The following is a 25,578-nucleotide window of genomic DNA, read 5'->3' on the forward strand; positions in this document are numbered from 1 at the left end:
TTATTTGTTTTTAACGGTAAAAACCCAGGCCTCCTGACCTATTTTAGTCTCGCGAAGCCGGCGTCTTTCTTTTTGTGCTGCTTCTTCGTTTGTAAAAGTCCCGGTGCTTATTTTAAATTTTGGTTTTTTAGTATCGGATACAACTTTAGCATCAATACCTTTTTTTCTAAGCTGAGAAATATAATCTTCAGCTTCTGATTGTCTATTAAAGGCCGCCACTATAACTTCAAACCTTACTGCAGGTAAAGTTGCAGATGGAGTCGTCACTCTAGAAACTGAGTCCTTTTGCCTTAAGGGAGTTGTTTTTGTGGTAATAACAACAGTATCCCTTGGTTTTTCTACTGTAATTCCCTTCTCCTGATTAAGCTGAGCCATGCTTTCTTCAAACATGCTGTCGGCTGCAGCTTCTGAAGCTACAAGTTCTTTATTTGCTGCAGTTTGTGTAGAATCAATTTTCCCGGTAGTAGGGGGGGCAGGTTTTGTAGCAGGAGGAACTGCTGCATTTTGTTCTTGCTGTCGGAAAAATTTAGGGTATAAGAAATATCCGGCTACAAGTGCTGCGCTCAAAGCGAGGAACGTAATTACAATAAGGATAGCAGTTTTATTCGATTTCTCCTGGGGTTCCCTTGTCTCTTTAGGAGCAACCGGTGCGGGAGCTTCTTGTATTGCAGGAGCTGGTGCTTTAATCCTGATAGCAGAAAAATCTGGCTCGGTTGAGTTATTAATCTTCTTAGCTCTTCTGTCAATTTCCATTACTGGTATTAATCCATACCCAACTGAGCTATTTGAGAATTTTGATGGCTCCAGCACATAGGAGCTATTTGATGAACGTAATTTACCCAAGGAATCAATAGTGGCATATCCCTTTACCTGTAATGATTGCTTTAATGAGTCAACGTATTTTTCAATAAAGTAACGTGCTGATGGCTCCGAAATATTTCTAACACTGCAAACATATTCCACCAAGGCCGAACCTGTTTCGTATTTATTTGGATCAAACGCGTACTCCTCAGATGGGGGGAAAAAGATCCCTTGCTTATTATCATGATAAGCAGAAGTCCTTTTTTTATAAAATGTACCAATTCCAGAGAGACTTACTGCATCAATCTTCTGAAGTAATTCGGCAACATAAACACCAACATCCATTTCGGTAAAAATAAACGAAAAAAATAATCAGGCCAAAACTATCAGAATGAATAATTCAAGCCCCCAATAACATTAAATCCTAACTTAGGGTAGTATAAGTATTGTTGGTATTTGTTACCGAACAAGTTGTTCACTCTTAAAAATACCCCAAGTTTATTTTTAACTAGGTACTCCGCGCCTCCGCTCAAATCCAGGTAGCTTTTAACCGCAACAACGCGTGAATTTTCAATAGTTGCCGGGATTCCTTTAGAGTAGTCATAAGTAAAAGCATCCCTGTCACCAGTATATACAGCTTCTCCATCGATTGTGAACTTCTTGTTCAGTGATAAGCGAAAGTTTGAATACAATCTCAAGCCAGGTTTCAGCCAGGCTTTTGCCTGGTTTGTCATGTTGTACTTATTAGCCTCAATCTTTCCTGTCCATGTCAATGTTTCAGAAGCTTTCACGTTAACTTCACCTTCCAGTCCCACAACTTTTGCCTTATCATAAGCTATCTCGTAACGTTCAAACCCATACCTGCTATTTACATATAGAGGCATATTCTCAATGGTTTTGAAAAAGATCATACCTTTGAAGGAGAATCCTGCGCCTGCATTACCTTTTACACCACCATATAAATTTGATTTCTCTACTGCGTTATCAATGATGCTCTTGGTAATATAAGGATTCTCGAATGCAAAGCTACGGAGCGAAGATTTAAGAACGTCTCCTGTGTATCCACCAAAAATAGTAGCATACTGAGGAACTATAGGAAGCTCTGCTGTAGCAATCGGGAATAGATTCGTATTTCCTTCAGTTCCAAATTCCTGGACAAAGTTCAATCCCAAGGATAGCTTATAGTTCTTTCCCTGAAACTTGATATACGGGTTTGCCCGGAAAATATGATTTCCAATATCTAAAGAATCTTTAGTGCTAGTGAAATCAAGGGAGCTATTCAAGCCAACATTAAACTGTTTCCAAACGCTGTTGAAAAATCCGCTTAGGGCAAAGCTTGTCTCTTTTGAGTCATAACGACTTCCGAAAGCATAAGCATCCGCCTTAACTGCGTAGTCAAGATTACTTTCGGGATCGTAATTCTTCAATAATTCACCCTTTAATCCAATGGTATTGAAACGTTGTTTCCTGGGATCCGGGTTTTGATCCACCATCTCGGGATTAAACCCATAGAAGTAAGACCCTAATCGATCAAAATTCAGCTCACCGTTAATAGTAACCTTATCTTGTATACTTTTTCCAAAAACTGCCGCTTGTTGTCTTGAAAAGTTCTGCTTGTTCAGTGAACCACTTTGAGCCAAATGTTTAGCGAAAAAACCTAATTGCAGCGCCTCATCAGGTCCATTATTTATATAGATCTCGCCAAGGGTTGATGAAAAATTACCAATACCAGCTTTAACATAATTGTTTTCGAATGGCAGGGGAGCGGCTTGCTGCAGAGGCTGAGCTTGAAGCTGAGTTATATCACTGTTTAATTCCAATCTCTTGTCCAAAACCAAATAACTTAAGTTTGGCTTGAAAACCTTATATGTATTTAAATCGGGACTTCTCCTGATCTTGGCAGCATCAGCCAACACGGGTTTATAAGGCCTAACTACGTCAATTTCTTCAGTAAGTGTTCCTTTTGCTGGTTCCGTACCTGGATTTTTTTCAGGAGGGGTCGTCGTTGTTGGTTTCTTTTCCGTTGATGGTTTCTTTTCCGGTGTTGGCTGTGTTTGTGCGTTGGCTGTAACAGTTAAAATCAAACCGAAAAAGGTATATGATAGATATCTAAACTTCATTGTCTTATTTCTTTGTGTTTAACTGACTGAGTTTCTCTTTAGCAGAAGGGACGATTTCATCATTACCCTGGTAATTGTCGATAAGACTTTGCAACGTTGCCTTTGCTGAAAATGTATCTTTACGCGCTACAAAACTATCTGCTAGTAACAGTAATCCTTTTGCTACCCAATAGTCGTGTGATGGCATTTTGTTAACCAGTGAATAAACTGTTTGCTCAGTCTCTTTATATTCTCCTTTGTGATATTGCACAAAGGCAACTAGATACTTAGCCTCTGCTCCAGTGGAGGTAGTAGTTTTGGTTGATACCTCAAGAAAGGACTTATATGCCGTAGTTGTATCTCCCTTTAACATAAGAGCTTTACCGGAGTAAAGCGTTGCCCTATATTTGTCTTCGGTGGAGGATTTATCGAAAGCTCTTATTAGTTCAACATATTTTAATGTCTCGTCAGACATTCCCATATTGTAGTAGGCTTCCATCAAATTATTTACAGCATAACTATAATTAGCTTTATACTCAGAAGTTAATTCCAGTTTTTTAAGAGAAGCAACTGCCTCATTGTATTTCTTCTGCTTAAGATAAAGTTGAGAAACGCTAATCAAAGCCCTTTCCGTAAACTCGCTGGTCCAGTCATTCAGGATAACATTATAATCAGGGATAGCTTCATCGGGACGATTTAGCTTAACTAAACTCTCCGCTCTGATAAATTTAGCATGCTTTTCATGGATCGGGTTTTTAAACTTATCAAAATAAGCGTTGATCGCCTCATAGGCTCCTTGGTATTCTCCTCTAAGGAACCGGTTGTTTGCAGCCTGAAAAGTTATGTTGTCCTGCTCAGCAGTACTAAGATTTCCAATACTTGTTGAGTTAGCATAATTTAAAAACTCGTCCGCATTGCCTTTGTCCAAGTAAATGTTTTTGATTGACTCTAATGCAATTTTAGCTTCTTCTGTACTTGAGTAATCTTGTACTACACGTTTGAAGTAAGTTAAAGCTTCGTCATCTCTGTCCTGATTATAATTAACCAGACCAATGGTTACCAGGGCTCTTGGAACATAACTACTCCTTGGGTACTTTTCAACCAGGTTAGTTAAGTCGGTACGGGCCTTGTCATAATCGCCTTTAACAAAGTAAGTATAAGCCATCTCAAAACCTGCATCATCGGCATAATTAGAGTTTGGAAACTGCCGGAGAAGAGATTGGTGGGTAGCAATCTTCTGATCATTATTACCTTGAAGACCCTGAATCATGCCCCTTTGAAATAAAGCATAATCCTGACCTTTTCCGTTCCACGTAATGATCTTATTGTATTGCTGCATTGCTTTGTCATAATTTTTCAATACAAAGTATGAATCCGCAAGTCGAAGAGTTGCATCGTTAATGGTATTTCGGTCTTTATCGTCGCCAATTATAAAACGCTCGAAATAGGTAGCGGCCTTACCGTAATTGTCATTTTGAAAAGCAGAGTAACCTAACGCATAATTAGCATAATTATATACGTCTGTATTTCGTGCAGCCTGCATTCCCAGGAATTTTTCAAACTGACCCACAGATTCGCCGTACTTCCTTACTTCAAACATTGCTTCGGCAAGCCAGTATGTGGCCAGTGCTTCAATTTCATCGTCGACAGCACTGTTTTGAGACCGGATAAACATAGATATGGCGTTTTCGAAGGCTCGTTCGTTATAGAATTCTAATCCCCGGAAATATGTCACTCTCTGATAAACGCCCCTTGTCTCTGCATTTTTATTGTTAATAGTTTCAAGGATGAAAACGGCCTCTTTATAATTCTTCGTTGACAGCAGAACCTGCCCTAACAATGTTTTAGCCTCGTTAATTCTGGTAGACTTCGGATAAGTCTTAATGAACTCCTGGACAGCATCTAATGCAACTGAATGGAATTCTAATTCATATGATAATTTTCCATAATTAAATAGGCCTTCCTCTTTCAACCGTGGATCGAAATCAAGTTTTGATGCCCGAAAAAATGCATTTCTCGCACTCTGCTTGTTTCCATCTTTGATAAATGCTTCTCCCAGTGTAATCATTCCGCTTTGGTAAAATACATCAGGGGTCGCAAGTTTCTCTAGTTCCTTTATCGCTTTTTTATGATCACCCAACTTTAGGTAAGCGTATCCCATTTGATAATCATCCTGATTATTCTGGATGGCGCCCCGGTCAAGGCTTTGAAATTTCTGATAGTAACTAATGGAGTTCTTATAATCTGATTTAGCGAAATAAGTAGCAGCAACAATCCGGTACATTTCTGCCTTGTATTGCTGGTCTATTGTTTCGATTGCTGGGATGGTGTAGCTAAGTACCTCGTCATATCGTTTATTCAAAAAGTATAAAGCCGAGATATAATATGGGTAACTCGCCTTATACGTTGTACTGCCCTGAAGTCTTTCAAATTCTCTTAACGCAGTAGTATAGTCAGCATCTAGATAATTTAAATATGCGAAATAGTAGATAGAAGCTTCGTTATATGGGCCTTTCTCATCTTTCAACTTTGCAAACAAGGGTTCCGCATCTGTATATTTTTTCAAAGTGAAATAAGAATAGGCAACCTTGAACCTGTATTCTTCGCTTTCATTGGAGGTAAGACTATTAGCATCGATTTCTTTATACCATTCAAGTGCCTTCTCGAAGTTCTTTTTCTCGAAATAGAAATTACCCAATTGAAGGTAAGCAGACTTAGTGAGAGCACTTGTTGGATATTCCCGAATGAACTTTAGGAATAGGCCTTCGGCATTTGAATTCCCGAGCTCCAGAGCGCACCGAGCAATATAAAATTGCGCACTTTCCTTAAGTACGGAAACCTGTCTGTTATCAACAGGTTGGGTAGAAGGTACTGTTCTATAATCTTCAACGCGGCTAAATTGCTCGCTTGCGGCAACGAATTTCCTTTTTTCAAAAAGTTCAACTCCACTTTTATAGGCATTGTTTAATGTATACCACTCAGTGGTTTGTGCCTTTGCCCCAAGTACTAAAGATTGAAGTAATATTATGGGAAGTGCGTATTTCTTTAGCATATCTTATTGATTGTAGCGAAGTTAACAGTAATACAAAGCTGATTCTCCACTGGAGAAATTAACACGTGTGGAAAACCCGTCAAAAATAACGTTTAAAACAGCAAAAACGGTATAATCCTTATTAAAGAAAATAGGGTTTTTCGCGTTTATCGCTGACCAGCAAGGAGATATAATACTGCCATTCTAACGGCAACTCCATTTTCTACCTGATCAAGAATAATTGACTGTTTGCTGTCGGCAACATCACTTGTAATTTCGACTCCTCTGTTTATTGGCCCGGGATGCATTATAGTGATCTCTTTGTCCAGTGAGTTTAGAATCTCTTTATTAAGGCCATAGAGCATTGAGTATTCGCGGAGGGATGGGAAATACTTAATATCTTGGCGTTCGAGTTGAATACGGAGCATATTGGCAACATCGCACCAGTTTAAGGCATTCATCAAATTATATTCTACCTTAACATTCAAAGATTCGATGTATTTAGGGATTAATGTAGTCGGTCCGCAAACCATTACCTCTGCTCCTAGCTTCTGGAGGCAGAGAATATTAGATAAAGCAACTCTGGAATGTAAAATATCGCCAATTATGGCAACTCTTTTCCCAGTTACGTCTCCGTATTTTTCACGAATGGAAAACGCGTCTAGTAATGCCTGAGTTGGGTGTTCATGGGCGCCATCTCCTGCATTAACAATGTGTGCGTCTACTTTTCTGCTCAAAAATACTCCTGCTCCTGGATAGGGATGTCGCATAACAATCATATCCACCTTCATTGCCAGGATGTTATTTACAGTATCAATAAGCGTTTCTCCTTTGCTTACCGAGGAAGATGACGCTGCAAAATTAATTGTATCAGCAGAAAGCCTTTTTTGAGCCAACTCAAAGGACAATCTAGTTCTTGTAGAATTCTCGAAGAAGACATTTGCGATAGTAACGTCTCTAAGGGAAGGTACTTTTTTAATAGGTCTGTTCAATACATCCTTAAATGTATCGGCAGTTTCAAAAATCAGGTGAATATCTTTTTCAGTTAAATCCTTTATTCCTAAAAGATGACGTGTACTAAGAGTCTGATTATCTGCCATTGCTGTATGTAAAACGCTTGCCGTTTATTGTGTTTAAATGTTATTATTTTCTAGTACTAATTCTACTTTATCTTCCTTATCTGCCTCTTTCCAGCTTACAATAACTCTCTGAGAATTGATAGTGTCTACCTGGATACCAATGTAATCCGGCTCAATTGGGAGGTGCCGGGAGAATCTTCTGTCTACTAAAACAAGAAGTTCGACTTTCTCCGGTCTACCAAAAGCCAGCATAGCATCCATTGCAGAGCGAATCGTTCTGCCGGTCCATAAAACATCGTCTACGAGAATTACTTTTTTTCCTTCAATAATGAAATCAATCTTTGTTCGATTTGGCACTAAGACTTCGCGTCTTCTGAAATCATCTCTAAAAAAGGTAATATCAAGGTTTCCGTTATTGATCTTTGCTTTAGGTAGGATGGATTGAAGTTCGGAGGCAATACGGTCAGCAAGAAAAACTCCTCTTGGCTGGATACCAAGTATGACAGAGTCTGAAAAATCGTTGTGATTTTCTATAAGCTGATGGCAAAGCCGTTTAATAGTAATTTGAAACTTTTGACCGTCTAAGAGGATTAAGTTTTGCATCAGTATTGATTTGGGCAAAGGTATAAAAAAAACGTTTGGGACGATAAAAATAAAATTGGGGAAAATAAAAAACCCCGCTCGACGAGCGGGGTTTGATTATTCTAACGATTCAGTTATGAATTATCCTTTTTGGTTTTTTTCAGCACCTTCCATTTGCTCTTTCAATTGAGCAAGAACGCCTAGATCACCTAAAGTTGATTTTTCAACTGATTCTTTAACTTTCTTCACTGCATTTGTAGTAGCTTTCTGATCGTTTTTCTTTTGAGCAACCTCTGCGTTTCTAGCTTCGTTTTTAGCCTCTTCCCAGATACGAGAGTGAGAAACAACGATACGTTTAGCTTCTTTGTTAAACTCAATGATTTTGAACTCAGAAGTTTCTTCAGCTTTTAATGCTTTTCCGTCTTCTTTAACGGTGTGTTTGCTAGGAGCGAACCCTTCAACACCATAAGGAAGAGCAACGATAGCACCTTTGTCAGTTACTTTCAATACAGTTCCAGTGTGGATTGAATCCAAAGTGAAAATTGTTTCGAAAGTTTCCCAAGGGTTTTCTTCAAGCTGTTTGTGACCTAAGCTAAGCTTACGGTTATCAGCATCAAGTTCAAGAACAACTACATCAAGAGTTTCACCAACTTTAGTGAATTCATTTGGATGGTTGATCTTTTTAGACCATGACAGATCAGAGATGTGAATTAATCCGTCAACTCCTTCTTCGATCTCAACGAATACTCCGAAGTTAGTCATGTTTTTAACAACTGCTTTATGCTGACTACCAACTGGGTATTTCTGAGCGATATCTTGCCATGGATCTGGAGTAAGTTGTTTGATACCAAGGCTCATTTTGCGCTCGTCACGATCTAAAGTTAAAACTTGTGCTTCAACTTCATCACCTACTTTAAGGAAATCCTGAGGATTACGTAGATTTTGAGACCATGACATCTCTGAAACGTGGATCAATCCTTCAACACCTGGAGTGATTTCAAGGAATGCACCGTAATCAGCTACAGTAACGATCTTACCTTTTACTTTAGAACCAACTTCGATAGCAGTATCAAGTGATTCCCAAGGATGTGGAGTAAGTTGTTTCAAGCCAAGAGCGATACGTTTTTTCTCGTCATCAAAGTCAAGTACAACCACATTGATTTTTTGATCAAGTGATAAAACTTCTTTTGGATGCTCAATACGTCCCCATGAAATATCAGTGATGTGAAGTAATCCGTCAACGCCACCAAGATCGATGAATACACCGAAATCTGTAATATTTTTAACTGTTCCTTCAAGAACCTGACCTTTTTCAAGTTTTGCAACGATCTCTGTTTTTTGGTTTTCAAGATCGTCCTCGATAAGAACTTTGTGAGATACCACAACGTTTTTGAACTCATGATTGATTTTTACAACCTTGAATTCCATTGTTTTTCCTACGTATACGTCGTAGTCACGGATAGGCTTGATGTCAATTTGTGAACCAGGCAAGAAAGCCTCAACGCCCATGATATCAACAATAAGACCACCTTTTGTGCGGCTCTTAACAAAACCAGTGATGATTTTGTCCAATTCAAGAGCCTCATTGATAAGCTCCCAAGATTTTTGAGTTTTTGCACGTTTACGGGAAAGTACTAACTGACCATTAGCATCTTCCTGAGACTCAACAAATACTTCAACCTGATCGCCAACTTTAAGATCAGGAGTATCACGGAATTCAGATAATGATACCATACCATCAGATTTGAATCCGATGTTCAATACCACATCCTTGTTGTTAATGTTAACAACTGTACCAGTGATAATTTCACCTTTGTTGATTTGATTAAAAGTTCCGGCATACATTTGCTCAAGCTTAGCACGCTCTTCGTTACTGTAGTTTCCGAATCCTTTTTCGTCTGCATCCCAATCAAAATCACCGGAAGGTGTTACCAGGGTTTTAGACTTAATGTCTTCAATTGACAATGAATCAGCTTCTGACTCAATGTCTTCTCTTTGTTTTACCGCTTTGGTGTCGTCGCCTTGGAGTTCTGCTGATTTAGCAAGTAGCTCCTTTTCTGCTTCTTGTTTTTTGGCCATTAATTATTTTATCTCCTTTTTCCCAACATCAATTGGGACGACAAAGTTACGTAAATATATTTTGATAAAAAGAAAATTATCTCATTATTTTATTGATATCTAGCAACTTTACACTATATGATATAAATAAAACTATGCCTTGCGAAAGCTTGTTAACCGTTATAATAAACATCTATGGATATGGAAGATTTCAAAAGTAACGATGATAGAATTTCACGGGCAGAGGATGATGTAAAAGCGGCTAATGCAGATCAGAATGCCAAAGAAAAACCTGTAGACGACGGGTTTAAAACTTCGAATAAGAAATATCAGAAACAAGAGTGGACTGAGCCTTTAGACGAGCAACAATTCGATGATACGGATTTAAGTCAAGGTTCTGAGTAAATTTGGGTATTTTACTATGGATACTGTTGCGTAAACCTACTCCTGGGTTTACGCAACGTATTTCTCTATCAGGTCAACTGCTTTTTGTACTCCATTTTCTTCAGATATCTTTTCAGCAAGTTCCCTGCCTTCCACAGGAGATATTTCCGACAGTTGTCCAATCCTGGTCTTAAATAATTGTGGTGTTAGCCTGTTTACTGGAACAGGTTTAACGGCTAGTCCCTTTTTATAAGCCAAATCTCCCCAGAAAAACTGATCTCCTACCGGATATAGCACCGGGCACACAAACATCGGCTTTCCTGCTCGTAAGCACTCCGCTGTTGTGCCAATACCACCATGATGCATCACAGCCTTAACCTTCGGAAATAAAGTTTCAAATGGAGCACTATCAGTTATATAAACATTCGAAGGAATTAAATCTCCCGTTTCCCAGTCACTCCAGGATGCCACAATCAGAAAGCGTTCTCTGATTTCTGCAGCTGTTTGGAGGATCATTGATGCAATTTCTTTCTTTATCTGCATGCTGCCGAAAGTGATCAGTACAGGAGGAGGACCGCTGCTCAGGTAATCCGTTAATTCTTGAGATAACTGTTGTGCTTTTACATCGGGAAACCAAAATCCAGTTAACTGATGAACAGACGACCAGTCTTTCGGACGTTCAAGAAAATGCTCGCTGATACCATAAAGGGATAGTTCTTTGTGCGGATCCTGAGGGGTATGGTCAATTATGCCGTTCTGCTCGCAAAAGTTGCTAATCGGTTTACTTAGTAACTGATAGCGTAAATTATTTAGTTTAAAGCTCCATTTATACAAGAATTCGGGTATCCAGAAACCACTGATAATAGGATTTATAAATGCAGCTGTTTCTTCCGTTGCAGGTACCACGGCCGCCTTAATGCACTTAGTCTTTAATTTTCCAGTAAAAATATCTGACAAGGTTTTGGGCCTGTATATAAAGAGATCACTAGACTGAGCCAACTGGTAGCATTCATTAAGCGATTGTTCGATGAGAGGGTAGATTAATTTGTCCAGATTCCTTTGAATAGCAAATAAGTTTGCTTTCATTATTTTACTACCCTCATTTGAATTAAGGACCTCTTGATAATCAACATCAACTGGATGAAAATTTATACCATAACCTTCTACCAGGGATTTAAAGTTTTTTGAGGTTGACAAAGTTACATGATGCCCATTTGCAGCAAGAGCCTTACCCAAAGTTGCATATGGTTGTACGTCGCCTCGTGTTCCAATGGTAGATATAGATATTTTCATTTTGGTTCTGTTTTCAAAGTACAGCAAAAAGTCTTCAACCTATTTTAAAAACAGATTAACGACTTCTCCTCTCTATGCTTTATCCTTTAATAACAAAGAAAGTGCAAAAGTTTTTATACCTACCTGAAATAATTATTTCGGGTACCAAACAGGAAAACAGAGATGTGAAATTATTGAAAGCTAGACTACATGTCTGAAATTAGATACAGCTATTGCTATTGGTATTCAAACGTGAATGGTTTAACCTTTTCCAATACAAACTCCAATTGTTGGACTTCATTCAGGTTTGTATTATCCAGAATAATGGCGTCGGTTGCTCTTATAAGTGGGCTTTCTTTACGAGTAGTGTCCTGATAGTCTCTGTGGGCAAGATTCTCAAAAACTTCCTCTAATGTTACTTTTTCGTCTTTGCCCTGTAGTTCCTTGAATCTACGTTCTGCACGAACTTTAGGATCGGCTGTCATGAAGATTTTAACCTGTGCTTCCGGAAAAACTGTAGTGCCGATATCACGGCCATCCATTACTACATTTTTAGACTCTCCCATCCGTTGTTGCTGTTTTACCATTTCGCGTCGTACAGCTTTAATGGCACTTACTTCACTTACTTTTTCGGAGACACCCATCTGCCGTATTTCATCAGAAACCTCAATTCCATTAAGTGTGATATGGCTTTGATAATCTCTTGAATGGAAATTTAAATGAATATCATCTAATGCATTTTCAACCCGCTCTTCATCTTTAATGTCAATGTTGTTTTTTTGCAGATAAAGGGTAACTGCCCGGTACATGGCACCAGTGTCTATGTAAATAAAGTGAAGTTTTTTCGCAAGTGCTTTAGCTAAAGTACTTTTGCCACAAGACGAATACCCGTCAATCGCGATTATAATATTATTTAACATAGCGATACAAAGGTAGGGTTTATTGATGATTTTAAACAGCAGGTCGACTAATTTGTAATTCTATATATGGTTTTTTTAAGAGAGGATTTGGTTCAGTATATAGTTTTTAAAACCTCGAGAAGTGGCGGGAAAGGAGGCCAAAATGTTAATAAGGTTTCCACTAAGGTGGAGATTAATTTCGACTTCGAGTCGGCAGCTTTTCTAAGTGAAGAAGAAAAGGCGCTTTTAAGAATCCGGTTAATAAACCGGTTAAATGCTGAAGGTAAAATTCAAGTTGTAAGTGACGAGGAAAGAAGCCAGCTGCTCAATAAGGAAAGAGCCCTAAATAAGCTTTTATTGCTAATCCAGGCTAGCCTTGTGGTGCAAAAGCCGAGAAAGAAGACTAAACCCAGGAAAAGCGATATAGAACGACGTCTTAAGGATAAGCAGAAACGGGCGATCAAGAAGCTAAACAGGAGAGGAGGGATTGATTATTGAAGTCAGTTGAATCTGTAATAGAGACTAACAGATCCATACTGTTGGGGTGATATTTGCTCTTTTAGTTCTTTAGTTTGAAAAACCATAGCAAAATTGAAGGTCCATCGGTTTTCGGAGTATGTATATCCCAGTTCCTGTGTAAATAATACCCGATTAGGTTTGAAAGTGGCAGGCCCTTTATTCTGGGTAAACATGCCACCTTGTATAGTAGCATTATAAGCAACAAAGTTAAGCATAGGGCGTGCGTAAAAAAAAGACTCTTTTTTAATAGTAGAATCCTGCTTCTCCCTGGTAATTCTACTATTATACATAGCAGAACTAAAAAGGGGATTTAAATTTCCTGTTCTATATAACAGCCCAGCTCCCGCCCCTGAAAATGTGCTCCCCAAACTAAGATAAGTACTTAAAGTGAAATCATTTTTTCCTCTACGGGCAAGCAAGTTTGAAAAGCTAAATGATGAATTAATTCCAGATTCGTTATTTATTTGATATTCCCACCCGTGGATAGTATAGAAGCCAACGGTCTCGTGCAGCGTTTCCTGAACCTGCTTGCCATAGGCCTTCGGGCCGACAATCCCAACCTGTAATCCTCCCTGGAAGACCGATTCCTTATTTGTGAACCAATTCAGCTTCACTCCGCCGTATAAGTAACCCGCGAATGGCCTGTCAACTTCTTGAAGGTTTTGGATGTCTCCTGAATTAGCATTATACATATATTGCCCAACCTCTGCCTCCCAGGTTTTCTTCTTTAGAAACTGCCTATCGGTACGTCCGGCATGTTTGAACGTTATAAAAAGTCCATTAGTGTAATAACGGTCCTGACCGATAGCTAGATACGCATCATTGTCAGAACGAAATCCAAATTCGTTATCAAAAGTCTTTTCCTGAGAAAAAGCTCTAACAGACAGGGCAAATACAAATAAAATAAGTACCAGACGTTTCAATTCTTCGCGTATTTAGTCATTCTCTCACATTTGGGGATGGTTAAGCAAGTTAGCCACTAGATTTGAGAATCTGCCTGAGATACCAGAACGGATATGAATTCGAAAAATTGCTGGGAGGCCAAAGCAGCTTAAGGTGTTCTTAAAATAAAAGGGGCAGCGCCCCTTTTATAATTATTATGATTCAGAAATAATTACTTCTGGTGCTGTTAATTTTAAAGTAAGGTCAATCGGATCTTTAACTTTTTCGTTAAGAAGAGCGATATCGATTACTTCTTTCATTTCTGTTACATAGTGAAACGTCATGTCTTTGATATAATCTTCTTTTATTTCAACTATGTCCTTTTGGTTAGCTTTCGCAAGTATCACTTCTTTTATGTTAGCTCTTTTGGCTGCAAGGATTTTTTCTTTAATTCCTCCAACCGGCAACACCTTACCTCTAAGAGTAATTTCACCCGTCATTGCAAGATGCTGTTTCACTCGTTTCTGAGTGAACGCAGACGTGAGAGCAGTTAGCATAGTGACACCGGCCGATGGACCATCTTTAGGAGTGGCTCCGGCTGGCACATGTATGTGCACATCCCATTTGTCAAACAGCCCAAAATCAATATTAAATTTGTCGGAATAAGCCCTTAGGTAAGCCATGGCAATCGTAGCTGATTCTTTCATAACATCACCAAGATTACCTGTTAACGAAAGTCTGCCTTTACCCGGACTAATACTTGCCTCTATAAATAAGATATCTCCGCCAACCTGTGTCCAGGCAAGGCCTGTAACCACACCCGCAACTTCGTTACCTTCATACAGATCTTTATCGAAAATAGGGGCTCCTAAAAGTGCTTCAATATCAGGTTTTCCAAGAGTAGGGGAAAACTCGTCGCCCATGGCTACCTTAGTAGCAACTCCCCTGACAACGGAACCTATTTTCTTTTCGAGTCCGCGCACTCCTGATTCCCTTGTATAATCTTCGATAATTTTTTCAATTACCGGTAGTTTCAAAACTACGTCTTTCCGTTTCAAGCCATGCTGCTCAAGCTGCTTTGGAAGTAAATGTTGTTTCGCTATTTCTATTTTTTCTTCAATAGTGTAACCATTCACTTCAATTACTTCCATACGGTCCAGAAGAGCAGGTTGTATGGTGCTCAAAGAATTCGCTGTTGCGATGAACATCACTTTTGACAAGTCGTAATCGAGTTCTACATAGTGATCATAAAACGCGTTATTCTGCTCGGGATCCAATACTTCCAAAAGGGCTGATGATGGATCTCCCCGAAAATCGTTACCTACTTTATCAATCTCATCAAGTACGAATACCGGATTTGAAGCACCAGCTTTTTTTAGAGACTGTATTATCCTCCCTGGCATTGCTCCAATATACGTTTTACGATGTCCTCGTACCTCTGCCTCATCACGGATACCTCCTAGAGCAATTCTCACATATTTTCTGCCAAGAGCTTTTGCGATAGATTTTCCTAACGACGTTTTTCCAACTCCCGGAGGGCCCGCAAGACAAAGGATGGGGGCTTTCATATTATTTCTAAGCTTTAAAACGGCCAGATACTCTATGATACGCCGTTTAACTTTTTCCAACCCATAATGCTCCTTATCAAGAATTTTTTGAGCTCTCTTGAGGTCAAAATTATCCTTTGTTACTTCTTCCCAAGGAAGGTCAAGCAGTAACTCAAGATAGTTCATCTGGACGGAATAATCTGCAGCAGCAGGATTCATCCTTGCCAGTTTGTCAACTTCCTTATTAAAATGGGTTGCTGTATCCTTGCTCCAGGCTTTCTTAGAAGCTCTGTTTCTTAAGCTCTCAATTTCAAGGTCAGGAGAATTTCCACCAAGCTCCTCCTGAATCGTTTTTAGCTGCTGATTTAGAAAATATTCCCGTTGTTGCTTGTCCAGGTCTGTCCTCACTTTAGACTGGATCTGGTTTTTCAGCTCAAGCATTTGTAGCTCGGTGGTTAAGTGCTCCAGAACCATTCTTGCTCTTTCATGAAGATTTGCCACTTCCAGCATATTCTGCTTCACAGGAACATCAGCATTCATGTTAGAGGATATGAAATTGATCAGGAAGGAGGGGCTTTCAATGTTTTTTATAGCAATTGCAGCCTCACTGGGAATATTAGGAGAAAATTGAATGATTTGCATGGCCATCTCTTTAATTGAAGCCACCATTGCTTTAAACTCCTTTCCGGCTTCCGGCCGGATCTCTTCAAATTTCTCAATTCCTGCCTTAATATAAGGCTCCGACTGGATCTGCTCCCGCAACCTAAAACGCTGTTTCCCCTGAATGATAACAGTGGTACTACCGTCTGGCATCTGAAGCATTTTTATTATTAGTGCCACCGTACCTACATCATTAAGCTGCTCAAATGTTGGATCTTCTATGGCTACATCTCGTTGTGATACGACACCAATTGTGCGATCTCCCTTATAAGCATCCTTAATAAGTTTTATAGATTTATCACGGCCAACTGTAATAGGGATAACTACCCCGGGAAACAATACAGTATTGCGTAAAGGCAAAATGGATAATACGTCAGGCGTCTGTTCATTATTCATTTCCTCTTCGTCTTCCTGCGACATCAAGGGAAAGAATTCAGTGTCTTCGTTTATTATGGGTAATGATTGAGCGATATCGTTAATATTCATTCAAGTCTTTTCTTAAGTCAAGATGACAGTTTGATTCTCTTTTACGATTAAAAATTAATGAACAGACAAAGTTGCAAGGCTTATGCCAATCATAAGTATTGCTAATGCTAATGATGAAATTAGGAAATTGTCTGTTAAAAAGTCAGGCAATCTATAAGTTTTTTTACAAAACTGAGTTAATGAGAGAAACATTAATTTAAATTGCTTTGTATTAATACATCCTTCGTTTTGACTGTAAAGCCAAATAATATTTCTTATACTTACTGGAAATAATATTACCTTTCTGCCGTTATCCTGAAGGATTAATTATATCAATCTAACATGAAATTTAGTACTTTATTTTTATCAGTTGCTTTGTTATTTGGCGGCGTTACGCATGCACAGCAGAAAACTGCAAGTAATAACAAATACGTGAATTTGGGTCAGAAGGCTGTGATGGATGGAAATTTCAAACAAGCTGTTGCTCATTTAGAAAAAGCTCTGCCAGAAGAGGCTAATAATCCACAGGTTTTATATATGCTTGCCTATTCTTATTATCATTCTGAAGAATACGAGAAAGCAATAAGTGGTTTTGGACAAGTAATTTCCCTGCGCCCCAGCGAAGTATCTGCTTACTACTATAGAGCAAAGGCCAGAAATTTCATTGCTGCTAAAGCTACAAGCGAGTTGACACTTGTAGAGCGCGAGAAACTTTTGAATGCAGCTATTCGTGATTACTCAAAAGCAATAGAACTCACTCCGGATGATATTAAGCTTTATCAAAACAGAGCTATTGCTTATCGTGATTATGGCATTTTAAAGGGACAGAAGGTTCCTAAGATATATGATAAGAACGTAGCGTCGAGTTCGTTTAAGTCATGCATTAATGATTTGCAGAAATTATTGGATTCTAGTCCGGGTAGAAAGGATATTCAGGAAGAGATGAAGAAAGCTAAGGTTTATATGGCGAATTTAGATAACAAGTAAGTTTACTAAACTTAAAAAAAGAAAGGCTGAAGGTTTTGAACCTTCAGCCTTTCTTTTTTTAAGGGAGTTTAGGGATAGCTAAAAAGTCTTTTTGCACGTATTTGTACCTACTAGTGATCTTTTTTTAAGACAGATTTTGGCACAATTATCCAAAAGACCCTGTTTTTATAGCATTTTCGAGCATTTTGGGAAGTGGCTTATTTTTTGTATTTATTTGATCAGATAAGTTAATCAATCTAAAACGAAAAACATACTACTATGGGAAATCTACTTTATTTGATCGCAGTTGTCCTGGTAATTATCTGGGCTGTGAGTTTCTTCGGAGGATACGCTTCAGGCGGAATTATTCATATTCTTTTAGTGATTGCAATCGTTGCAGTTCTTCTAAGAGTTATAAGAGGAGCCGTATAGCCTTAGAACGACATAACTAAAAAAAATCCGGTTCGCCGGATTTTTTTATGCCCTTTTACTTAGGATTATCGAGGCGAACTCCAAATCTTCAGGATATGTTATCTTCAAATTTTTAAAATCGCCCTCCACCGTGTGTACTTGAACCCCTAATTTCTCAACAACGCTAGCATCATCAGTAAACTCAGGTTGATATGGCTTCTGGTAGGCTGCCTTAAGAATCTCAGATTTAAATACCTGAGGTGTCTGCACTATAAGAATAGTGTCTCGATCTATAGCTTCCGTTATGAGCCCTTTTTTTATTCTTAAAGAGTCTCGAGATGGAACTACGGGGATGGCAGTTCCCAGCTCTTCTGCCGTATTAAAGCATCTTGTAATTAACTCTTCTGTTATAATCGGCCTAACCGCATCGTGAACAGCTACCAGGCCTGAATCGGGTATTGTATCTAAAGCATTTTTAACCGAATCAAATCTCTGTGCGCCCCCACTTTTAATTTCGTGTGGTATTGTAAAGTTGTATTCCTCGCACAAGTTTCTCCAGTACAAATGGTAAAGATTATTTAGCACAAGGATTATTTTCGCCTTTTTACTTGAAGAATAGAAGGCCTTTATACTGTGCATTAGAATTGGCAGTCCATTTACTGGAATGAATTGTTTGGGAATTTCGGAGTTCATCCTGCTTCCCGACCCGCCAGCTACTATGATTGCATAATTCATTTATAAATTCAGAAATTAGGGTTTAGTATTTATCTAAAATAAAAAAGATCTGGATTAAAATAACCCAGATCTTTCTTTGTAAGAGGAGCGAAGTATGCTCAACTCCCAAGTATGTCTTTAAATAATCAACATAGCGTCGCCATAGCTGAAGAAGCGATATTTCTCTTTTACAGCAACTTCATAAGCGTTCATTACATGCTCGTAACCTCCAAATGCACAGATCATCATTAATAAAGTAGACTCTGGCGTATGGAAGTTCGTAATCATACTGTTAGCGATACTAAAATCATAAGGCGGGAAAATGAACTTACTTGTCCAGTCATTTGCAGATTTAAGAGTTCTGTTGGCTGACACCGCCGACTCAATGGCCCGCATTGTGGTTGTTCCAACTGCACAAATACGGTTTTTATTTTCGATACCCCGATTTACAATGTCGGCGTCCTTCTGCTCGATAATGAATTGTTCAGAATCCATCTTATGTTTAGTAAGATCTTCAACCTCTACGGCCCGGAAGGTTCCTAGTCCAACATGGAGTGTTACTTCTGCAAATTCAACCCCTTTTAATTCAAGGCGTTTCATCAGCTCGCGGCTAAAGTGAAGTCCAGCAGTTGGGGCAGCTACAGCTCCTTCTTTTTTAGCAAAAATTGTCTGATAACGCTCTTTATCGTCAGCTGTAGCTTTACGTTTAATATATTTGGGGAGCGGAGTTTCACCAAGGATTTCGATGTTTCGACGGAATTCTTCATCCGTACCATCGAAAAGGAATCGAATTGTACGTCCGCGGGAAGTAGTATTGTCTACTACTTCGGCAACTAACAGATCGTCGTCTCCGAAATATAGCTTGTTTCCCACTCTGATTTTACGGGCTGGATCTACAAGAACGTCCCATAGACGAAGCTCTTTATTTAACTCTCTAAGAAGAAATACTTCTATAGTAGCACCAGTTTTTTCCTTATTGCCATACATGCGAGCTGGAAATACTTTGGTGTTATTAAGAATCATCACATCCTTATCATCAAAATACCCCAATACATCTTTAAATATCTTATGCTCTATAGCACCTGTGTTTCGGTCAAGTACCATCAACCGAGCTTCATCGCGTTGCTCAGCAGGCGTATGTGCAATCAAAGAATCAGGTAAATTGAATTTGAACTGCGATAATTTCATAAAATCTTAATAATTTTTTAGGGCGCAAAGTTAGTGAATTAATTTCTATTTCATTAATTATAAATAATGTGTTTTGTTTTAATGTATTAGGTTTAGTTTCTAAATACGTATTACCCATATTCGAGCCTGCTTCGGAACCACGAAGAGTTGAATAAACCTATATTAGGGTAGTAATAGGCTTTTCTAGGAAGTATCCCAAAGTCATCCACGAACCAAGTACGGATAAAGGGGGCAAAATATCGCTATAATGTCGCTGTAATGTCGCTATAAATTCGCTATAAGGGTGTAAGAAGGAGTAAAGGAATAGTGTGAGGGAAGTGAATACCTCAATTATACAAAAAATTTACTGATTATTTAGGATAAAACAAGGGGAATTAGGCTGAATGTAAATGATGGAAATCTACACTGGAGCAGTTGAGGGGATGAAAGCAAATAAAATAGCAACAGTGGCACATAGCTGCCTCTATTGCTATTTTTTATATTTTAGGATTCAAAAAACCTATAGGCCGTTCTCATCGCATGTTAAGGATATATATATCAAACCTCCTATTACAATACAACCCAGTCCAAATACTAATGCAAATTCCATAACCCCTCCTCGTTTATAGTAGTTGTTACGTATTGTCGAATCCTAAGGTTGTAAAAATCTGATATTTAAGTTTTAAAACTACCATTCGAGATCTTTTACATACTTAAGAATGATCAAGCCAAGGGGAGGCAATGTAAGACTTATAGAATGACTTCGCCCATGTTTTGGAACGGGGAAGGTTTCTATGTCTTCCTGGTTATTTAATACATTACTTCCGCCATATTTCAAGTTATCTGAATTAAAGATTTCTGTATAATATCCTTTCTTGTAAGACCCTATCCGATAATTCTGTTGGGGAACTGGCGTAAGGTTAGCAATAAACAAAAGGTGCTCGTTGCTGTCTTTACCTTTTCTTACCCAACTGATTACACTATTACGATGATCATTAATATCGATCCACTCAAATCCCTCATTACTGAAGTTGTTTTCATATAGCGCAGGCTGGCTCCTGTACAGTTCATTTAAATCTTTAATAACTTTTTGAATCCCGTTGTGGTAAGGGTTTGCGTTTTCATGCCAGTCGAGACTGAAGTCGTGCCGCCATTCATGCCTTTGTGCAAATTCACCTCCCATAAACAAGAGTTTAGCTCCTGGGTGGCCATACATATAGCTATAAAGCAATCGCAGGTTCGCAAATTTTTTCCAATCATCCCCAGGCATCTTATTGATCATGGAGTGCTTACCGTAAACAACTTCATCATGCGATAGCGGCAGGGTGAACTTCTCAGTAAAAGCGTAAACAAGACTAAAAGTAATTTCACCCTGGTGATAGGAACGGTAGATTGGATCGGTTTGGAAGTAATGCAAGGTGTCATGCATCCAGCCCATCATCCATTTCATGTCGAAACCTAATCCCCCCGTTGCTGTTGGGTGTGTAACTCCCGGCCAGGCGGTCGACTCCTCTGCTACGGTGAATACTTCAGGGTGATGATCATGAACTGCAGCATTGAATTCCTTTAGGAAAGAAATAGCCTCCAGGTTTTCACGTCCTCCATAAATATTAGGGATCCATTCTCCATCCCTGCGGGAGTAATCAAGGTAGAGCATTGATGCAACTGCATCTACACGCAACCCATCAATGTGGTATTTATCTAACCAAAAAAGTGCATTCGATATTAGAAATGACCTAACCTCGTTACGTCCAAAATCGAAGATATTACTTCGCCAGTCTGGATGAAAACCTTTACGGGGATCGGCATACTCGTATAAAGGAGTACCATCAAAATAGCCAAGACCATGTTCATCTGTAGGAAAATGCGATGGTACCCAATCTAAGATCACACCAATACCCTCCTTATGTAGTTCATTTACCAAGTACATAAAATCCTGGGGTGTACCAAAACGGCTGGAAGGTGCGAAGTAGCCAGTAATCTGATAACCCCATGAGCCATAGAAGGGGTGCTCCATTATAGGCATGAACTCTACGTGTGTAAAATTCATGTATTTGCAATACTTGGGTAATTCTGCTGCCAGCTCCAGATAGCTCAGGAACTCGCCATTCTCATTCCTTCTCCATGAACCAAGATGTACTTCATAAACCGATATGGGTTTGCTTAAAGCATGCGCAGTGCGACGCTCTTTAAGCCAGTCTTCATCATCCCATACAAATTGAATGTCTTGAACTACGGTAGCTGTTCTAGGTGGAGTTTCCCAATAGAAAGCGTAAGGGTCGCCTTTCTCTACTGTATAGCCGTTGATTGATTCAATATAGTACTTGTAGAGGTCGCCTTTGGATAGACCGGGAATAAAGGTTTCCCAAATGCCAGAGTGATCTTCTCTCTTAACCATATGATGCTCGAAGCGAGACCAGTGATTAAAGCTTCCTACAACAGATACAAATCTGGCGTTAGGCGCCCATACAGCGAAGTAGATCCCTTCTTGTCCATTGTGTTTAACCTTGTGGTTTCCTAACTTGTTATACAAATGGTAGTGCCTCCCTGCCTTGAATAATTCAACATCAAAATCAGAGATTAAAGTGAAACGTCCATTTTCATCGGTAAAGCCGTCAGAAAAAGGCACAGTCATTTCCTGGTTTGCTGATATAATATCGTCTTTTTCTCTAGTTGCCATAATTGCAAAATGTGTAAGGAAAGCTTATGCTTTAGCCAGGGTTTGTTCTCCCAGTATTGCTTTAATTCCTCTTATCGGGATAATGACCCAAGAAGGCCGGTTGTTTAATTCGTAGTTTAGCTCGTAAACTGCTTTTTCAAGCAGGAAGGTCTGGATCAGTATTTCGAGGCTTTCCTTGTCTTTAGGAATGATCATGGTGTCTTTTACTGTATCAAGGTACCCTTTCATAAAGAAACCAGCCATGTAATGATACCATTGCTCGGCGTATGGGATTAATTGCTCTGCATCCGCCTCACTAATTTTATCATCAAGGAAAAGGCCGGCATAGGCAGCATAATGGAATGATCGTATCATCCCCGCAACATCTCTTAAGGCTGACCGCTTTAAACGTCTTTCACTATAGGCCTTAGCAGGCTCTCCTTCAAAATCCAATATCACGAAATCCTTCCCGGTAAAAAGCACCTGACCAAGGTGATAGTCACCATGAAGACGTATCTTAACCACGTCTATTTTCTTGCTATAGATCCGCTTGAAGGTGTTAAGTATTTCTTCTCTCATTCCAAGGACCTCCATTGCCTCATCTTTTGCGTCGCCCTGAATCTTATTCAGATTCCTACGCTGATTATCAAAGGTGGCTCTCACAAGAGATTGCAGTGATGAGAAAAGCGAACGTTGATAGTGTAATGAATACTCCTCAGGTTTGAAAGCCGGATCTTCATTGCTCGATGCCAGTAATTTGTGCATTTCTCCTGTCCGTTTTCCTAATAATTCAATTCTCTCAGCAATGGATGCATCCAACAATTTCTTTATTTGCTCAGGAACCTCTTCGTATGCGACGGGAGCAATCAAAGAACCTTTAAGTTCTGCGGTTGGTGCTTCAACTCGGGTACCTGACAAAATCTCTTCATAGAAAGCAGTTAAACGATCTATCGTAGTTGCCCAGGCATCGCCACTATTCTCGACCATCTCCTGCATCATACCAAGAACCATGGTAGAATTTCCCATCTTCCATTCTACTGATCCTGCTAATTGAGGAATATTTGCAAAGTTGGATTCGGCGAGAAACTTATTTATCTCGAGGTCTGGATTAATTGCGGTGTCAACTTTCCTGTAAAGCTTAAGGAAGAACTTATTGTCGAAGGTTATTGAACTATTGCTTTGTTCTGCTGATAGGACCTTCGACTTAATTTTAGTATTTTCTTCTGGATATGCAGCTAATAATTCGCTTCCCGAAAAGCGCAGCTCTCCACTCGGTAACTTTATATAGCTTTGGTCTCTCATATATATGAACAAAGCTTTTTGGAAGTCTTCACTAAAGGCGGAATCAAACAGTGCCCCCATATGACCTTCGGTTTTGATCTGGCAAATGATGGCCTGAGGCGCTGTGGTTGATAGTTCAGTGGCAAGCTGATCAGGAGCAAAACTTACTGGCACCTGATAAGTATCCGGCAAGCCGTGTTGATAATTAACCTCAAGTATCAGTATAAGCGCCGGGTAAGGAGTTAAAGGGACATCGGCCTTGTTCACAATCCGAACACTTTCAATACCGCGTGCTTTACCGCCGAACCATCTAACTTTTAACAAGTATTCGGGGAAAATTTCGGTTTCCAGGACACGCAAAGTATGTTCATCGCTTATAGCTTCCCATGAGGAAAGTTCGATTATCGGCAGATCTTTCCTCTCTGTTACTTCCGCATGCACTTTTTCCAGCTGGAACCAATGGCAGTCAAAGGGCCCGAGTGTAAAGAAATAGGGCTTGTCGTCCTTAACTGACGGGAATTTATTTTTACTTAGGATCTCTACCGGTACATAGCCTTTAAATTCTTTCAAATCTATTTCAGCCGGTTGAGCGTATCGTGAGAGGTTCACTACTACCAGGATTGTTTCTTCCTGATACGTTCTAGTAAAGGCGAGTATCTTGGAGTTTTCTGTTGCTATAAACTTAAGATCTCCCCGGCTAAAGGCCTTGTACTGTTTGCGTATATTAATCATACGCTTTGTCCACCATAAAAGAGAATTTGTATTTCCTCTTTGGATATCTACGTTCACAGATTCGTAGTGATAGGCTGGATCAAGTATTACGGGAAGGTAAAGTTTATGAGGATTTGCCTCAGAAAATCCTGCATTCCTGTCAGCCGACCATTGCATCGGAGTCCTTACACCATCCCTGTCTCCAAGATAAAAATTATCACCCATTCCGATTTCATCCCCATAGTAAATAACAGGAGTACCCGGAAGGGAGAATAGAAGATAATTTAGCAATTCGATTTTAGCCCTGCTATTTTCCATTAAGGGGGCTAAGCGATGGCGTATTCCAAGATTTATCCTTGCTTTTGGGTCTTTAACGTATGCCTTATACATATAATCCCGTTCTTCGTCGGTCACCATTTCAAGTGTTAGTTCATCATGGTTACGCAAGAACATTGCCCATTGACAAGTCTCGGGGATTTCTGGAGTTTGATCAAAGATATCGGTGATAGGATAGCGGTCTTCCATTTGCAATGCCATAAACATTCTTGGCATTACCGGAAAGTGGTAATTCATATGGCATTCATCCCCATTGCCAAAGTAGGCTGCAGAATCTTCAGGCCACATATTTGCCTCAGCAAGCAGCAAAGTTCCCGGGAAGTTTTCGTCAACGTGCTTTCTCAACTTTTTAAGAAAGACGTGGGTTTCGGGTAAGTTTTCGCAATTTGTTCCTTCGCGTTCAAACAGATAGGGAACTGCGTCTAAGCGGAAGCCATCGACGCCAAGTTTACACCAAAAGTCTAATACCCTGAAGACCTCTTCCTGCACGAGCGGGTTGTCGTAATTTAAATCCGGCTGGTGATGGAAAAAGCGATGCCAGTAGTATTGCTGCGCGATCGGGTCCCAGGTCCAATTGGAAGCTTCAAAATCCTGAAAAATTATACGTACCTCCCGAAACTGATTTGGGTCATCCGTCCAGACATAATAGTCCCGGTAGGGAGAACCTTTAGGTGATCGCCGGGCTCGTTGGAACCAGGGATGTTGATCTGAAGTGTGATTTATAACAAGCTCGGTAATTACTTTCAGATTCCTTTTATGTGCCTCTTGTAAGAATGCCTTAAATTCTTCAATATCTCCGTAAGAGGGATTGATGCTATAGTAGTCGGCTATATCGTAACCGTCATCCTTGAGGGGTGAAGGGTAAAATGGGAGAAGCCAGATTGCAGTTACGCCGAGGTTCTGCAGATAGTCTAAACGTTCCATCAGTCCTTTGAAATCCCCTATCCCATCACAGTTTCCGTCGCGGAAAGCTTTTATATGCAATTCGTAAATAATTGCGTCTTTATACCAGTGAAGTTTATCGTCAAGCATAATGATAGTCAGTTTAATTTTAA

General features: G+C 39.5%; 18 protein-coding genes. 4 read left to right on the plus strand and 14 right to left on the minus strand.

Annotation, left to right across the window (positions count from 1 at the left end; all coding sequences use genetic code 11):
* The 6 genes from J4N25_RS20545 to rpsA all read right to left on the minus strand — a co-directional run bounded on the left by J4N25_RS20545 (position 1) and on the right by rpsA (position 9,671).
* Positions 1-1,146 carry an SPOR domain-containing protein gene (locus J4N25_RS20545; RefSeq protein ID WP_207423680.1) on the minus strand — a complete coding sequence of 382 codons (1,146 nt, stop codon included), beginning with the start codon at positions 1,144-1,146 and terminating at the stop codon, positions 1-3.
* A 41-nt stretch (positions 1,147-1,187) separates the two neighbouring features.
* Positions 1,188-2,921: a porin family protein gene (locus J4N25_RS20550; protein ID WP_207423681.1), complete on the minus strand. Its 1,734-nt coding sequence runs from the start codon at positions 2,919-2,921 to the stop codon at positions 1,188-1,190.
* A gap of 4 nt (positions 2,922-2,925) precedes the next feature.
* On the minus strand, positions 2,926-5,952 hold the full coding sequence (locus J4N25_RS20555; RefSeq protein WP_207423682.1) for a tetratricopeptide repeat protein: 3,027 nt from the start codon (positions 5,950-5,952) through the stop codon (positions 2,926-2,928).
* A 146-nt stretch (positions 5,953-6,098) separates the two neighbouring features.
* Positions 6,099-7,031, minus strand: coding sequence for an aspartate carbamoyltransferase catalytic subunit (locus tag J4N25_RS20560; protein WP_207423683.1), 933 nt, complete (start codon positions 7,029-7,031; stop codon positions 6,099-6,101).
* 33 nt (positions 7,032-7,064) lie between these two features.
* Complete coding sequence (gene pyrR, locus J4N25_RS20565; RefSeq protein ID WP_207423684.1) at positions 7,065-7,613, minus strand: bifunctional pyr operon transcriptional regulator/uracil phosphoribosyltransferase PyrR; 549 nt, start codon at positions 7,611-7,613, stop codon at positions 7,065-7,067.
* Positions 7,614-7,733: 120 nt separating this feature from the next.
* On the minus strand, positions 7,734-9,671 hold the full coding sequence (gene rpsA / locus J4N25_RS20570; protein ID WP_207423685.1) for a 30S ribosomal protein S1: 1,938 nt from the start codon (positions 9,669-9,671) through the stop codon (positions 7,734-7,736).
* 180 nt (positions 9,672-9,851) lie between these two features.
* On the opposite strand from rpsA, the gene J4N25_RS20575 reads away from it, so the two are divergent.
* A complete protein-coding gene (locus J4N25_RS20575; RefSeq protein ID WP_207423686.1) occupies positions 9,852-10,055 on the plus strand; it encodes a hypothetical protein in 204 nt (67 codons plus the stop codon).
* A 48-nt stretch (positions 10,056-10,103) separates the two neighbouring features.
* Here J4N25_RS20575 and J4N25_RS20580 read toward each other — a convergent pair whose 3' ends face one another.
* Together J4N25_RS20580 and cmk are read right to left on the minus strand one after the other, a co-directional pair.
* Entirely contained in the window at positions 10,104-11,327 is a 1,224-nt protein-coding gene (locus tag J4N25_RS20580; protein ID WP_207423687.1) for a glycosyltransferase, read from the minus strand.
* A 215-nt stretch (positions 11,328-11,542) separates the two neighbouring features.
* Entirely contained in the window at positions 11,543-12,226 is a 684-nt protein-coding gene (cmk, locus tag J4N25_RS20585; protein WP_207423688.1) for a (d)CMP kinase, read from the minus strand.
* A 66-nt stretch (positions 12,227-12,292) separates the two neighbouring features.
* Here cmk and arfB point away from each other — a divergent pair, with 66 nt between their 5' ends.
* On the plus strand, positions 12,293-12,703 hold the full coding sequence (arfB, locus tag J4N25_RS20590) for an alternative ribosome rescue aminoacyl-tRNA hydrolase ArfB (protein WP_207423689.1): 411 nt from the start codon (positions 12,293-12,295) through the stop codon (positions 12,701-12,703).
* A gap of 2 nt (positions 12,704-12,705) precedes the next feature.
* Here the strand turns inward: arfB and J4N25_RS20595 are convergent, their stop codons facing one another.
* Together J4N25_RS20595 and lon are read right to left on the minus strand one after the other, a co-directional pair.
* On the minus strand, positions 12,706-13,647 hold the full coding sequence (locus tag J4N25_RS20595) for a lipid A deacylase LpxR family protein (RefSeq protein WP_207423690.1): 942 nt from the start codon (positions 13,645-13,647) through the stop codon (positions 12,706-12,708).
* Between the two features lie 174 nt (positions 13,648-13,821).
* Complete coding sequence (lon, locus tag J4N25_RS20600; RefSeq protein WP_242695962.1) at positions 13,822-16,299, minus strand: endopeptidase La; 2,478 nt, start codon at positions 16,297-16,299, stop codon at positions 13,822-13,824.
* 321 nt (positions 16,300-16,620) lie between these two features.
* Here lon and J4N25_RS20605 point away from each other — a divergent pair, with 321 nt between their 5' ends.
* Both J4N25_RS20605 and J4N25_RS20610 read left to right on the plus strand, forming a co-directional pair.
* Positions 16,621-17,265 (plus strand): tetratricopeptide repeat protein, encoded by a 645-nt coding sequence (locus J4N25_RS20605; RefSeq protein WP_207423691.1) that lies wholly within the window; start codon positions 16,621-16,623, stop codon positions 17,263-17,265.
* 258 nt (positions 17,266-17,523) lie between these two features.
* Complete coding sequence (locus J4N25_RS20610) at positions 17,524-17,676, plus strand: lmo0937 family membrane protein (RefSeq protein ID WP_207423692.1); 153 nt, start codon at positions 17,524-17,526, stop codon at positions 17,674-17,676.
* A gap of 45 nt (positions 17,677-17,721) precedes the next feature.
* On the opposite strand, the gene J4N25_RS20615 is transcribed toward J4N25_RS20610, so the two are convergent.
* The 4 genes from J4N25_RS20615 to treS all read right to left on the minus strand — a co-directional run bounded on the left by J4N25_RS20615 (position 17,722) and on the right by treS (position 25,555).
* On the minus strand, positions 17,722-18,390 hold the full coding sequence (locus J4N25_RS20615; protein WP_207423693.1) for a 2-C-methyl-D-erythritol 4-phosphate cytidylyltransferase: 669 nt from the start codon (positions 18,388-18,390) through the stop codon (positions 17,722-17,724).
* Positions 18,391-18,507: 117 nt separating this feature from the next.
* Positions 18,508-19,557, minus strand: coding sequence for a tRNA preQ1(34) S-adenosylmethionine ribosyltransferase-isomerase QueA (gene queA / locus J4N25_RS20620; RefSeq protein WP_207423694.1), 1,050 nt, complete (start codon positions 19,555-19,557; stop codon positions 18,508-18,510).
* Positions 19,558-20,224: 667 nt separating this feature from the next.
* Entirely contained in the window at positions 20,225-22,171 is a 1,947-nt protein-coding gene (gene glgB / locus J4N25_RS20625) for a 1,4-alpha-glucan branching protein GlgB (protein ID WP_207423821.1), read from the minus strand.
* Between the two features lie 69 nt (positions 22,172-22,240).
* On the minus strand, positions 22,241-25,555 hold the full coding sequence (gene treS, locus J4N25_RS20630; protein ID WP_207423695.1) for a maltose alpha-D-glucosyltransferase: 3,315 nt from the start codon (positions 25,553-25,555) through the stop codon (positions 22,241-22,243).
* Positions 25,556-25,578 lie beyond the last annotated feature (23 nt).

Source organism: Desertivirga brevis (assembly GCF_017355835.1).

Bases quoted from the DNA above. Each gene is read 5' to 3' on its own strand.
- J4N25_RS20560 (WP_207423683.1), bottom strand. From the start codon at position 7,031: ATGGCAGATAATCAGACTCTTAGTACACGTCATCTTTTAGGAATAAAG.
- J4N25_RS20575 (WP_207423686.1), top strand. From the start codon at position 9,852: ATGGAAGATTTCAAAAGTAACGATGATAGAATTTCACGGGCAGAGGAT.
- glgB (WP_207423821.1), bottom strand. From the start codon at position 22,171: ATGACTGTGCCTTTTTCTGACGGCTTTACCGATGAAAATGGACGTTTC.
- J4N25_RS20545 (WP_207423680.1), bottom strand. From the start codon at position 1,146: ATGGATGTTGGTGTTTATGTTGCCGAATTACTTCAGAAGATTGATGCA.
- rpsA (WP_207423685.1), bottom strand. From the start codon at position 9,671: ATGGCCAAAAAACAAGAAGCAGAAAAGGAGCTACTTGCTAAATCAGCA.
- queA (WP_207423694.1), bottom strand. From the start codon at position 19,557: ATGAAATTATCGCAGTTCAAATTCAATTTACCTGATTCTTTGATTGCA.
- lon (WP_242695962.1), bottom strand. From the start codon at position 16,299: ATGAATATTAACGATATCGCTCAATCATTACCCATAATAAACGAAGAC.
- cmk (WP_207423688.1), bottom strand. From the start codon at position 12,226: ATGTTAAATAATATTATAATCGCGATTGACGGGTATTCGTCTTGTGGC.
- J4N25_RS20550 (WP_207423681.1), bottom strand. From the start codon at position 2,921: ATGAAGTTTAGATATCTATCATATACCTTTTTCGGTTTGATTTTAACT.
- J4N25_RS20555 (WP_207423682.1), bottom strand. From the start codon at position 5,952: ATGCTAAAGAAATACGCACTTCCCATAATATTACTTCAATCTTTAGTA.
- arfB (WP_207423689.1), top strand. From the start codon at position 12,293: ATGGTTTTTTTAAGAGAGGATTTGGTTCAGTATATAGTTTTTAAAACC.
- pyrR (WP_207423684.1), bottom strand. From the start codon at position 7,613: ATGCAAAACTTAATCCTCTTAGACGGTCAAAAGTTTCAAATTACTATT.
- J4N25_RS20615 (WP_207423693.1), bottom strand. From the start codon at position 18,390: ATGAATTATGCAATCATAGTAGCTGGCGGGTCGGGAAGCAGGATGAAC.
- J4N25_RS20605 (WP_207423691.1), top strand. From the start codon at position 16,621: ATGAAATTTAGTACTTTATTTTTATCAGTTGCTTTGTTATTTGGCGGC.
- J4N25_RS20580 (WP_207423687.1), bottom strand. From the start codon at position 11,327: ATGAAAATATCTATATCTACCATTGGAACACGAGGCGACGTACAACCA.
- treS (WP_207423695.1), bottom strand. From the start codon at position 25,555: ATGCTTGACGATAAACTTCACTGGTATAAAGACGCAATTATTTACGAA.
- J4N25_RS20610 (WP_207423692.1), top strand. From the start codon at position 17,524: ATGGGAAATCTACTTTATTTGATCGCAGTTGTCCTGGTAATTATCTGG.